Annotated in this window: 9 protein-coding genes; 1 reads left to right on the top strand and 8 read right to left on the bottom strand. The window is 62.7% G+C overall.

Features of this window, described 5'->3' with window-relative positions:
- Window positions 1-164: 164 nt before the first annotated feature.
- Complete coding sequence (locus BLQ09_RS23580; RefSeq protein ID WP_027605057.1) at window positions 165-725, bottom strand: HutD/Ves family protein; 561 nt, start codon at window positions 723-725, stop codon at window positions 165-167.
- Entirely contained in the window at window positions 722-1,432 is a 711-nt protein-coding gene (gene hutC, locus BLQ09_RS23575; protein WP_223841674.1) for a histidine utilization repressor, read from the bottom strand. Before hutC ends, BLQ09_RS23580 begins: the two co-directional genes overlap by 4 nt.
- Before the next feature lie 147 nt (window positions 1,433-1,579).
- Here hutC and BLQ09_RS23570 point away from each other — a divergent pair, with 147 nt between their 5' ends.
- Window positions 1,580-2,944, top strand: coding sequence for a formimidoylglutamate deiminase (locus tag BLQ09_RS23570; protein ID WP_027605059.1), 1,365 nt, complete (start codon window positions 1,580-1,582; stop codon window positions 2,942-2,944).
- Between the two features lie 54 nt (window positions 2,945-2,998).
- Here BLQ09_RS23570 and BLQ09_RS23565 read toward each other — a convergent pair whose 3' ends face one another.
- From BLQ09_RS23565 to BLQ09_RS23540, 6 genes are all read right to left on the bottom strand, one after another.
- On the bottom strand, window positions 2,999-3,568 hold the full coding sequence (locus BLQ09_RS23565; protein WP_027605060.1) for a lipocalin family protein: 570 nt from the start codon (window positions 3,566-3,568) through the stop codon (window positions 2,999-3,001).
- A 30-nt stretch (window positions 3,569-3,598) separates the two neighbouring features.
- Window positions 3,599-3,853, bottom strand: coding sequence for a hypothetical protein (locus tag BLQ09_RS23560; RefSeq protein ID WP_027605061.1), 255 nt, complete (start codon window positions 3,851-3,853; stop codon window positions 3,599-3,601).
- 176 nt (window positions 3,854-4,029) lie between these two features.
- Window positions 4,030-5,040, bottom strand: coding sequence for a class 1 fructose-bisphosphatase (locus tag BLQ09_RS23555; protein ID WP_027605062.1), 1,011 nt, complete (start codon window positions 5,038-5,040; stop codon window positions 4,030-4,032).
- A gap of 109 nt (window positions 5,041-5,149) precedes the next feature.
- On the bottom strand, window positions 5,150-6,502 hold the full coding sequence (locus BLQ09_RS23550) for a DUF3999 domain-containing protein (protein WP_092358779.1): 1,353 nt from the start codon (window positions 6,500-6,502) through the stop codon (window positions 5,150-5,152).
- Entirely contained in the window at window positions 6,502-10,017 is a 3,516-nt protein-coding gene (locus tag BLQ09_RS23545) for a DUF2339 domain-containing protein (protein ID WP_092358721.1), read from the bottom strand. The genes BLQ09_RS23550 and BLQ09_RS23545 overlap by 1 nt, the downstream gene beginning before the upstream one ends.
- A gap of 157 nt (window positions 10,018-10,174) precedes the next feature.
- Window positions 10,175-12,625, bottom strand: a complete 2,451-nt coding sequence (locus BLQ09_RS23540) for a glycogen/starch/alpha-glucan phosphorylase (RefSeq protein WP_027605065.1) — start codon at window positions 12,623-12,625, stop codon at window positions 10,175-10,177.
- Between the last annotated feature and the right edge of the window lie 44 nt (window positions 12,626-12,669).

The following is a 12,669-nucleotide window of genomic DNA, read 5'->3' as shown; positions in this document are numbered from 1 at the left end:
CGAGCTGGGGCGTTCGGTAACAAATTGGTGCAGGGACTGGAAACAGATTCTATAAGCGACACAAAAACAAATGTGGGAGGGGGCTTGCCCCCGATTGCGGTGTGTCAGCCCAGGATATACCGACTGATCCACCGCTATCGGGGGCAAGCCCCCTCCCACATTTTTTAATCGCGCTGAGTCAGTTCGATGATGCAGCTACGGCCAGTGATAGAGATGTCCAGCAAGCCAGCGTTACCGTCCACTTGCAGGCAATCGTGATGGCCCAGTACCTCGTCCAGCACCTTCACTTCATCCGCCACGCTGAACACCAGCACCGTCTGCGCCGTAGTGAAGAACCGCTGCACACCATCTACCCACTGCAACCGCGCATGGTAACGCTGGGGCGAGTAGATCAGGTTGAAGTCGCGGATAGGCCCGGTAATCAAGCGGCATGAAACCTGGCTGTCGCCTTTGAAGGCGAACGGTTGCAGCGGTAACAACCCGCGCTGTTCCTCGCCATCCACGGTCAACACCATGCCTGCGCCTTTAATCACGGTGATCACACGTTGGTAACCGGCGAAGGTGGAAAACCCGCCGGACTCACCGATATCGGCAATCGACAGGCGCCAGCCGAAGCCTTCCAGGCCCTCGCCGGCATCGCGGGTGATTTCTTCGGTACTGCCGCCGCCGTTTTTCCACGGCATGCGCACGTAATCGGCGGCGCGCCAGACTTTCACTGCACTCATTTACTGAACCGTCCTTCCAGGCTGTGGCGGGAACCGGGGTGGATCAAACGCGCGGCAGTCACCGGCTGACGGCCGGACCAGGTACGCCGGCGAATCAACAGGCACGGCTCGCTCGGCTCGATCTGCAGCAACTTGCACTCGGCAACGTCGGCGAGAATCGCCTCGACCACGTGCTCGCCTTCGGTCAACGGCGCCACTTGGTTGAGATAGGCATAGGGGGTTTGCAGGGTGAAGTCCTGTTGCAGGTATTCCGGCGCGACCAGGGCGTTGACGAAACGGTCCTCGATTTGCACGGGAATATCGTTTTCGTAATGCACGATCAGCGAGTGGAACACCCGCCCGCCTTCACGCATTTCCAGGGCGACGGCGCGTTCGGAACCGGCAGCCTCTTCACCCAGGGTGATGACCTGGCAGGTATGCCGATGACCGCGGGAGGCGATCTCATCGGCAATGTTGTGCACTTCGAACAGCGCCGACTGGCTCTTGGGCTCGGCGACGAACGTGCCGACGCCTTGCATGCGCACCAGCAAACCTTCGGCGGTGAGCTCACGCAGGGCACGGTTGATGGTCATGCGGCTGAAGCCCAACTGGCTGACCAGTTCGCTCTCCGACGGTACGCGGTAATGGGGCGGCCAGTTGCCGTTGAGGATCTGCTGGCTGATCATCTGTTTGACGCGGGCATACAAGGGCGCCGGACTTTCGTCCATGTGGGCAGCCAGTGAAGACTTGGCGGGCGGAGTCGGCACAGGGAATCCTTGCAAGGGGAAAAGATGCATAGATTGCCGGAGTTTACCGAGCAGGCAAACGTCTGTATATGTATATACAAATAAACACACGACCGGGGTGCTCTAATCATGTCCGCTTTCTTTGCCGAACGCGCGCTGCTGCCTAGTGGATGGGCCAACGATGTACGTCTTGAAGTCAGCGCCGATGGCCTGCTGACACAGGTTGAGGCCAACGCCAGCGCAGCCGGCGCCGAACGGCTCAGGGGCCCGGTATTGGCGGGCATGCCGAACCTGCACTCCCACGCCTTCCAGCGCGCCATGGCCGGGTTGGCCGAAGTGGCCGGCAACCCGAATGACAGTTTCTGGACCTGGCGCGACCTGATGTACCGCATGGTCGGCAAGATCAGCCCGGAGCAACTGCAGGTGATCGCGCGGCAGTTGTATATCGAGATGCTCAAGGCCGGCTACACCTCGGTGGCCGAATTCCACTATGTGCATCATGACGTCAGCGGCCAGCCGTACGCCGACCGTACGGAACTGTCGCGGCAGATCAGCCAGGCCGCAGCGAGTAGCGGCATCGGCCTGACGCTGGTGCCGGTGCTCTATACCCACTCAGGGTTTGGCGGCCAGGCGCCGAATGAGGGGCAGCGACGGTTTATCAACAGCACCGAAAACTACCTGGACCTGCAGGCGCGCCTCAAACCGATTCTGGCGGCGCAGCCGGCGCAGCAACTGGGGCTGTGCTTCCACTCCCTGCGCGCGGTTACACCACGGCAGATCAATGAAGTATTGGCCGCCAGCGACAAGACGTGCCCGGTGCATATCCATATCGCCGAACAGCAAAAGGAAGTCGACGACTGCCTGGCCTGGAGCGGCAAACGCCCGTTGCAATGGCTGTACGACAACGTCGAGGTCGATGAACGTTGGTGCCTGGTGCACGCGACCCACGCCAACCCGGAAGAAGTGACGCGCATGGCCAAGAGTCGCGCGATTGCCGGCTTGTGCCTGACCACCGAAGCCAACTTGGGCGACGGGATTTTCCCGGCGGTGGATTTTCTCGCCCAGGGCGGACGCCTGGGCATCGGTTCCGACAGCCATGTGTCCCTGAGCGTGGTGGAAGAGCTGCGCTGGCTGGAATACGGCCAACGCCTGCGCGATCAACGGCGCAATCGCTTGTATCGCAGCGACCAGCCGATGGTCGGCCGTACGTTGTTCGATGCGGCGCTGGACGGCGGCGCACAAGCGCTGGGGCAGCCGATAGGTCGACTGGAAGTGGGCAAGCGTGCGGATTGGATCGTGCTGGACGGTGACGACCCTTACCTGGCGACAGCGACACAGGACGGCATCCTCAATCGCTGGCTGTTTGCCGGCGGTGATCGGCAGGTGCGCGATGTGCTGGTCAACGGCAAGTGGGTCGTGCGGGATGGGCGACATGCCGGCGAGGAAGAGAGTAGCCGGGCGTTTACACAAGTATTGAAAGACCTACTCGGTTAAACATGCGGAAGGGGGCTTGCCCCCTCCCACCATTGGATCTGTGGCGATCCAGAATTACTGCGAAGTCTTCGCCATCTGCTTATCCGACGTGCGCCAGATCAACCGCGTGGTGTCATACCCTTGCTGCCGCGCCCTGCTCAACAGGTCTTCACGGGTGTCCGCACTGACCGTCGGCGTGCGCGACAGGATCCACATATAGCGCCGGCTCGGGCTGCCGACGATGGCGGTCTTGTAGTCATCGCTGACGTACAGCACCCAGTAATCGCCCTTGGCGACGCCTGGCAGCAGTGACGTAAACCAGTTGTTGAATTCCACCCAGAGCTTGTCGGTCTTGCCAGGCACCTGCGGCGTGGCCGTGCCCTTGGCTTCTTCCCACTTCCACTCGGTGGTGAGGCAGCGGTTGAATACCGACATATCGCCATCAGGCAGCAATGTGTAGCGGGCTTCGGACTGCGCGCAGTTGCGCTGGAAGTACATCGGCAATCGAGCCAACTCATACCAGGTGCCCTGGTAACGCTTGAGGTTGACGTTGCTCGCTGTCTTGGGTTGCAGATCATCGCCAGAATGGCTGGCGCAGCCCGCCAAAAACAGGCTGGCGCAAAGGAACAAAACAAAACGCATCATTCTTCTTCTCCCGCAGGCTTTCGCCCCGGTTTACTTCAGGCCTTGCCCGGAAAACATCAGAACTTTGTCACCGGCATATTGAACGCTGATAAAGCTGTTTTTATCGCCCCATGTGCAGCTGGACATGCCCAGTGCGCCGGAACAATCGGTCGGCTTGCCCAGCAGCGACTCCACCTCGGCCTTAGGCATGCCGGCCGACAACTTTGCGTAGTTTTCTTGATTGACCTTGCTGCAAGCGGCCAACAGCACGCAAAAGGCCAGCAAAGCGAGACGGCGTAACGACATGGAATAACTCCTGGAGGGACGAAGCAGCTTGGGTATCTGCCAGAAGCTTAGAAGGGAAAAGAGGTGTCTGGTTCCCGACGAACGAAAACAAAAAAGCCCCGAAAACGCTGAAACGTTTCGGGGCTTCTTTAAGGGTGAACCGGCTCACAACAACGCCGTTCACTTATCGCCGCAGCTTACTTCTTGTGGTAGGCGGTCACACGCTCAACTTCTTCCTTGGAACCCAGGAACACCGCCACACGCTGGTGCAAGCCGTCGGGCTGGATGTCGAGGATGCGCTGGTGGCCATCGGTGGACGCACCGCCCGCCTGCTCTACCAGGAAGGACATCGGGTTGGCTTCGTACATCAGGCGCAGTTTGCCCGGCTTGGACGGCTCGCGGCTGTCGCGTGGGTACATGAACAGGCCGCCACGGGTCAGGATACGGTGTACGTCGGCCACCATCGCCGCGACCCAGCGCATGTTGAAGTTCTTCTTCAACGGGCCTTCTTCGCCTTCCATCAACTCGTTCACATAGCGCTTGACCGGCTCTTCCCAGTGGCGCTGGTTGGACATGTTGATCGCGAATTCCTGGGTGGAAGCCGGAATGGTGATGTCTTCATGGGTAAGGACGAAGCTGCCCATTTCACGGTCCAGGGTGAAGCCTTTGACGCCATCGCCCAGGGTCAGCACCAGCATGGTCTGTGGGCCGTAGATCGCGTAGCCGGCAGCGACCTGCTCGGTGCCTGGCTGCAGGAAGGCCTTTTCGTTCAGGGCTTCGTTCTGGCTCAGGTATTCGTTCGGGCAGCGCAGTACCGAGAAGATGGTGCCGACCGGGGCGTTGATGTCGATGTTGGACGAGCCGTCCAGTGGGTCGAACACCAGCAGGTAGGCGCCCTTCGGGTATTTGCCCGGGATCTGGTAGGCATTGTCCATTTCTTCGGACGCCATGCCGGCCAGGTGACCGCCCCATTCGTTGGCTTCGAGCAGGATCTCGTTGGAAATCACGTCGAGCTTCTTCTGCACTTCGCCCTGCACGTTTTCAGTGCCCATGCTGCCCAGGACACCACCCAATGCGCCTTTGGACACGGCGTGGCTGATTTCCTTGCAAGCACGCGCCACCACTTCGATAAGGAAGCGCAGATCGGCAGGCGTGTTGTTGCTGCGGGTCTGCTCAATCAAATAGCGACTCAAGGTAACGCGGGACATGGAAGGCTCCGATGAAGGGGGGGGCTAAAAACCCGCGCAGTTTAACGCGAGTCGGGGCGTATTTCCTCCTATCAGAGGATTTAAACCCAATAGAGTTCATGGACTTTATTTAACGTGCCACCGGTGGCTTGCGCAGCAAACTGTAGGCCATGCCTCCCAGCGCCGCCACGCCGAGCAGTAATACGGCCCAGAGTCCGAGTTTTTTCCAGTTCGGCCCGCTGTCGACAGCCGTCGGGACCGGTGGCGAAGTGACCGCGACGGCCCCGGCCAACTTGGCCTGTCCCAAGGTGTTGAAGCGCTCGGCGGTGTAATCCGGGATCAGCGTCGACAACGGCAGGTTCGCCGCCTTCACCGAGGCATTCCCCAGCGCCAGTGTGAACGGCGGCTCGCCCCGCGCCAGGAACACCAACTGCGTGGCGCGCACCGCGAAGCGCAGGGACGGCGCTTCGACGCCCAGGCCGCCGCCGCGCTCGTCGACCTGCAACTTGAGTTCGGTGACCGTCTGGCCGGGCAGTTGCAACTCGTCCTGCACCACGTCCTGGCCATTCTGGGTCAGGCGGTAGAGCAGACCATTGCTCAGCGGCTGCCAGGCTTGATTGCCATCGCGTCGCCCCGCCAAGCTCACCGGCGCCAGCGTATTGGCCTGCTTCAGCTCGACACGCAAGCGCTCGACACCCAGCCCGGTGGGCAACGTCCAAGTGTACTCACCCGCCTTGAGCCGCGTGCCCGAGAGCGGCTGCGACCATACCAGCGGCAGCGGCAGGCTGCTGCTGGTGGCACTGGCCAACCTGGCCGAGGTCAGCAATGGTGCCGCCTGCCCCTTCCACACCAGGCGCAGGTAACGCGCGGACTGGCCCGGCAAACTGACGTCATGCTGCTCGACCCGCTCGTCGGCAAACGACAAACGCGCCACTTGCCCATCGCCCCAGGATTGCCAGTGCTGCAAGTCATCACTGGCTTCAATGCTGAAGCGCTGGAAGCCGTCCTGCTCGCGGCTCCAGTCCAGGCTCAACTGCTGCAACGGCGCCTTGATTTTACTGGCATCGAGCACCCAGCCGCGCAGCACCTGCTTGCCGGGCTTGGGTGCGGTGGACGGTTTGATTTCCACCAGGGTGCCTTCGGCCGTGGTTTTCATCACCACACCGGGCAAGGTTGCCTGGGTGTCGGCGGCATACAGCGGGAACCACTTCACGTCGGTGACTTCACGACTTTCGGTGCGTTGCGACGCTTGACGCGCCAGCGCGTAGGCCTGGGGTTCACCGGCGGCGTTGAACACGCGCACATCGCTGAGATCAGCCTGGCGCGCATTCAGTTGCACGGCCAAGGGCAACTCAAGGCGATACCAGGGGCCGTTGCCGCTGACGCTCAGCGGCACGTGGCTGCTGAAGTCGGCCGGCGTTTCCTGCGCCCACGCCGACAACGCCGTACACATGCCCAGCACGACCACGCTCAACTTACCGATCAAGAGGATGCTCCTTCAGTTTCCAACCCAGGTTCGGCACGCTTGGGCGGCAGCGGCGCAAAGTAGCCCACCACCAGCAACAACCCGCCCACGCCGATAAACGACACGATCCGCGCCAAGCCGCCACGGTTGCTCAGCTCGACAAAGAACAGCTTGGCCACCACCACCGCGATCAGCGCCGCGCCGATCAGCCACACTTCGCGGCGATGGCGCAGGTGGCCGCCGATCATCAGGCCGAGGGCGATCAGGGTCCAGACAATCGACAGGCCGGCTTGCACCAACATCGATTCCAGCAACCCATCCAGATGGAAAGGTACGCCGCCCCAGTGATGTGCGGTGCGCATCACCAGGGCCGTAAAGAACGCGAACAGCGAAATACCGGCAATGCCCTGGGCGATCAATTCAGCACGCGGCCCGCGTTGCGGCGCCACGCTGCGCGACCACAGGTACACGCCCAGCAGCGCAAACAGCAGCCCCAGGTCCAGCGGGTTGAACAGCGGCACATAGGGCAGCGGCTTGGCCGTGCCGTCGCTGAAGGTATTCGCCAGCCAGAACCAGCCCAGCATCAGCACCGCCAAGGGCAGCGCCGCCAACACGCGATACTCCCGTGGATACGCCGACACCGGCCATGGCCAGTTGCGCGGTGCAGCAGCCAGCACCAGGTACAGACTTGGCAGGATCGCCCAGCCCAGCCAGCGCCAGGCGTTGTATTCGCTCGACAGCAACAACAGGCCGTAGCGCAGTTCCAGCGCCAATACGCCGATCAGCATCCAGCCACCCAACACGTGAGCAATGCTCAGGACGGTGGCCGGCACCAGCGTCGCCAAACGCCGCAGCGCGATGAAATGCACCCCGAACACCGCCAGCCAGGCCAGCCAGCCGTAGTGCGCCGCCGGGTGGTAATAATTATGCACAGACACCAGCAAAACCATCCCCGCCGCCGGCATCAACAGGGTGCAGAGCATACCCAGGGACGCCCAACGCAGGCGCGTCGCGAGCAACGCCCAGATCGCCACACTGACCGCCGCACTACCCAGCAGGCACGCCCCCCGCAGTTCATCGGGGATAAACCGCAGCACTTCAGCGATCAGCGCCAACGCCCACCACGCCGCGCCCCACACCAGCAGCAGGTCAGACAGGCGTTGCAGCTTGAGCACGGCAAACACCGGCGCATGGGGTTCACGCTGCAGGCGCCAGGCACCGATCAAGGCGGCCAGGCCCAGCACCATCGGCGTCCAGAACCCGCTATGTCCCAGGGGACGCAGGCCTTCGCTGGCCAAAGGCCCGAGCAGCTCCGGCACCGCCAGCAGGAACGACGCGCCGCCGATCACTTGCAGCAGCAACCCAAATACAAAACTGACGCGCTGTTGCAGGTACAGGCTCAACCAGATGATCAACAACCCACTGGCCGCCCACACACCGCTGGCGCTTTCCCATGGCAGTACAAACAGCACGGCGAGGTTGATCAGCACCAACCCGGCCAGCAGCACCACGGACAGCCCGCGCAACAGCCGTACATCGCTACGCACCATGTCGTCGCGCGCCGCCAGCAGCATGCCGCCGATCAACGCCAGGCCGATCAACGACGCGCTGAGCAGGCCGCTCCAGCCGGCGTTGAATACCGCTGCCGAGTCGCCGCCTTGCAAGCGCAGCAGGAACAACGCCCCGCCCAGCAGTTGCACGGCGAACGCCGTGAACAGGAACGTGCGCGAGCCAATCCGCAAGCCGATGAACAGGGTCGCCAGGCCGGCGAGCGCCCAACTGATGGCAGTGCCTTGAGTCAGCAACAGCAGCGGCGCGAGCAGGTACACGAAAGTCAGGCCGAGGCTGGCCAGAACCGGCAGGCCCTTGCGCTCCCACTCCGCCGCCTGCTGCGTCGCGGCCCTGCGCAGTTGGTCGAAGCTGAACAGCAAGGCCGCGCCCAGCAGCAACGCCCCCAAGGGCGCCCCCTCCAGCAGCGTGTGCTCGCCGATGCGCAGCTCACTGAGAAACGCCAGCGCCGAGCCCAATTGCAGCAACAGGCCAAATGCCCGCGCCAACGGCCGCTGCTGGCGCAAGCCGAGCCAGAAGATCCCGGCACCTTCCACGGCCCAGGCGGCTGCGGTCCAACGCGCATCGAGCCCCAGGGGAATCGCCAGGCTGGCAAAGATCACCCCCAGGGCCAGGCAGGTTTCCGCCAGCAGCAAGGCGCGCCCGCCACTGAGCACGCGGGCCAGGCCCATGTAGAGGATGCCCAGGCCCAGCGCGCTGAATGCTGCGGCGAACTCAAGGTGCTGCACCAGCGCGAACTGCAGGCCAAACCCCACCAGCGGCGGGCCGAACAGCATGCTGCCGTCGACGTAGTCGCCTTTGGATGCCGACCAGCGCAACAACGCATCACGGCCTTCGGGCGCGTCGCCCATCTCTCGCAATTTGCGCCGGGCGAACAACAGGCCGATAGCCAGGTACATCAGGAAAAACAGGATCAGGAACGGCTCGGTACTCCACAGCAGTTCCGGCGTGTAGGAGCGCATGCCCCAGGCAAAGCCGATGCCGAAGGTGCCGACAAAGCCGATCAGGTTGAGCAAGCGCCAGGCCTTGAACCAGGCGATGGCGAGGATACCGGCGTTGAGCAGGGCAAAATAACTGAACAGCGCGACATGATTACCGGCGCCGGTGGACGTGAGGATCGGCGCCGCGAAGCCGCCGAGCGCGGCCGCACAGGCCAGTCCCAACGCATCCTGGGTAATCGCCAGGATCGCCGAGAACACCGTGACCGCCACCAGCAGGCCCAGCGCCGCGCTCGGGTCGATCAACGGGTGCAGGCGCATCGCGGCAAACACCGTCAGGTACAGCACCGCGATCCCGGTGCCTTGCAGCATCAAGCCATAGTTGCTGTTACGCAACCGCAGCCACCAGCCCAGGCCCAACAGGCCAAGGGCCGCCGCGGCAACGCCGGCGTAACGCAGTTCGATCGGCACCACCATGCCTTCGGTGGCGTAGCGCAACAGGAAGGCCAGGCCGAGAAACAGCAGCACCACACCGACACGCAGCACGGTGTTGCCACCAAACAGCCAATTGCGTGCGCCGCCGATGGCGCGTTCGATCAGGTTTGGGTCACGGGGAGCAGCAGGTTCTTGAGGCGGACGTGGCGTCGGGGCAGGCGTCCAGACGTCATCCGGCAATGGCTGGCTCGGTTCGGCGACCATGGCGACAGGCGCCAATTCAGCCGGCAGCTCCCACACCAGTTCAGGCGCCTTGGCGACAGGTGCCGCCTCAGGCACAGGCGGCTCGACGATGACAGTGCGTGTCGGCGTGGGTACTTCCAGTTGCCGCAGGCGCTCACCCAGGGCGATCAACGCCTTCTGCGTGGTTTCCAACTGAACAGCCTGCTGCTGCGCCTGGGTCGCCAGCTTCGACAGGCGAATCGCCTGGCCGATGCCCAACCCCAACAGCGCACCGATGCCCGCATCATAGAACGACTCATCGAGCGTCCAGCCGAGCACCAGGCCAATCAGCATGAAAATCCATTGCATGGTCGATATTCCCTAAGCAAACCGGCGCTCAGTATATCGACGCGCAACTAATGTGGGAGGGGACTTGCTCCCGATAGCGGTGTACCAGTCGACATATTTGTCGACTGACACTCCGTCATCGGGGGCAAGCCCCCTCCCACATTTTGTATTGCGGTGTTTAGTCGAGGGCTTTCCAGATTTCAGTGGCGTACTCGCGGATCGTCCGGTCCGACGAGAACCAGCCCATCCGTGCGGTATTGAGCACCGCCGAACGCCACCACGCCTTGGAATCATGCCAATGCGCTTCGACCCGCGCCTGGGCGTCCCAGTAGGAATCGAAGTCGGCGCAGACCAGGAAGCGGTCGTAGTCGATCAACCCGTCGATCAAGCCCACATAGCGGCCCGGATCGTCCGGCGAGAACACCCCGCCGCGAATCGCTTGCAGCACATCGCTCAGACGATGGGACGCCGCAATATCGGGCCCGGCGTTGAATTCACCGGCATGTTTACGTGCCTCCACCTGTTGCGCACTGAGGCCGAAGATAAACATGTGATCGGCGCCCACGCGCTCGTGCATCTCCACGTTGGCGCCGTCCATGGTGCCGATGGTCAGCGCGCCGTTGAGGCCGAACTTCATGTTGCTGGTGCCCGAGGCTTCAAAGCCGGCGGTGGAGATCTGCTCCGACAAGTCCGCCGCCGGAATGATGCTTTCCGCCAGGCTGACGTTGTAGTTGGGCAGGAACACCACCTTGAGCAGGCCGCGTACGGTCGGGTCGTTGTTGACGGTGCGCGCGATGTCGTTGGTCAGCTTGATGATCAACTTGGCCTGGTGATAGCTGGCCGCCGCCTTGCCCGCGAAGATCTTCACCCGTGGCACCCAGTCGGTGCCCGGCTCGGCACGGATTGCCTGGTACAGCGCCACGGTGTGCAGCAGGTTGAGCAACTGGCGCTTGTATTCGTGGATACGCTTGACCTGCACGTCGAACATCGCCGCCGGGTTCACCGAAATGCCCAGGCGCTCATGGATGATCTCGGCCAGCGCACGCTTGCTGTGCAGGCGCTGATCGGCGAAGGCTTTGCGGAAAGTCTGTTTCTCGGCGAAGGTTTCCAGCTCGCCCAGGCGGGTTTCGATGGTGTCGAGAATGTCCGGGCCCAAGGCTTCCACCAGCATATCGGTGAGCTTGGGGTTGGCCTGGTACAGCCAGCGGCGGAAGGTAATGCCGTTGGTCTTGTTGTTGATGCGCTCCGGGTAGAGCTTGTGCAGTTCGGAGAACACGGTGCTGCGCATCAGTTGGGTGTGCAGGCCGGACACGCCGTTGACGCTGTGGGAGCCGAGGAACGCCAGGTTGCCCATGCGCACACGGCGGCCGTTGTCTTCTTCGATCAGGGACACGGCGCGCAGCACGTCGAAGTCATGGATGCCCTTGGCGCGCAACGCATCGATGTGCTGGGCGTTGATCAGGTAGATGATCTGCATGTGCCGGGGCAGCATGCGCTCCATCAGGCCGACCGGCCAGGTTTCCAGAGCCTCGGGCAACAGGGTGTGGTTGGTGTACGACAGGGTTTCGACGGTGACATCCCACGCGGCTTCCCACGGAATGTCGTGCAGGTCGACCAACTGGCGCATCAACTCGGCCACGGCGATCGAGGGGTGGGTGTCGTTGAGCTGGATCGCCGCGTGTTCGCCCAGGCTCAGGACCGAGCCGTGCATGTTCTTGTGGCGACGCAGCAGGTCTTGCAAGGAAGCGGCGACGAAGAAGTATTCCTGGCGCAGGCGCAGTTCCTGCCCCGCTTCGGTGCTGTCCGCCGGGTAAAGCACTCGGGAGATGCTCTCGGCGCGGGCCACTTCGGCGACGGCGCCCAGGTGGTCACCGGCGTTGAAGCGCTCCAGGTGCAGGTCTTCCACCGCCCGGGCACGCCACAGGCGCAAGGTATTCACGCTGGCGCCGCGCCAACCGACCACCGGGGTGTCGTAGGCAACGGCGCGCACGGTTTCGTTGGGCGTCCACACCTGGATCAGCTTGCCGGAGGCATCCGGCAGGGTCTCGACGCTGCCGCCAAAGCCAATCGGGTAAATCACCTCGGCCCGCTCGAATTCCCACGGGTTGCCGAAATCCAGCCAGCGTTCGGTCTGTTCCTGCTGCCAGCCATCGACAATCGCCTGGCGGAACAAGCCGTGCTCATAACGAATGCCATAACCGTGACCGGCGATGCCCAAGGTCGACATGCTTTCCATAAAGCATGCGGCCAGACGGCCGAGGCCGCCGTTGCCAAGCGCCGCGTCGGGCTCCAGCAGGCGAATGCGTTCGAGGTCCACACCCAGCTCGGACAAGGCTTCGCGAGCGATCTCCAGCACGCCGAGGTTGCTCAGGCTGTCGTAGAGCAGGCGGCCGATAAGGAATTCCAGGGAGAGGTAATACACCCGCTTCTGGCCTTTGCGGTAGATACGCCGCGTGTGATCCATCCAGTGGTCGACCATCTGGTCGCGGGCGGCCAGGGCAATGGCTTCGAACCAGTCGTGGTCGAAGGCATGGTCCGGGTCTTTGCCCACCGCGTAGGTGAGTTTGGTCAAGACAGCATCGCGGAATGCGGCTACCTCTGCTTCTCGTGCAAGCGGTTCCTGAGACATCGGTGTGACCTCGGGCGAGATTGAAGGAGTTGCTAGAGCCTAGT

Source organism: Pseudomonas sp. NFACC25 (assembly GCF_900100935.1).
Classification (GTDB): Bacteria; Pseudomonadota; Gammaproteobacteria; order Pseudomonadales; family Pseudomonadaceae; genus Aquipseudomonas; species Aquipseudomonas marginalis.
This window is presented reverse-complemented; position numbering and strand designations above follow the sequence as displayed.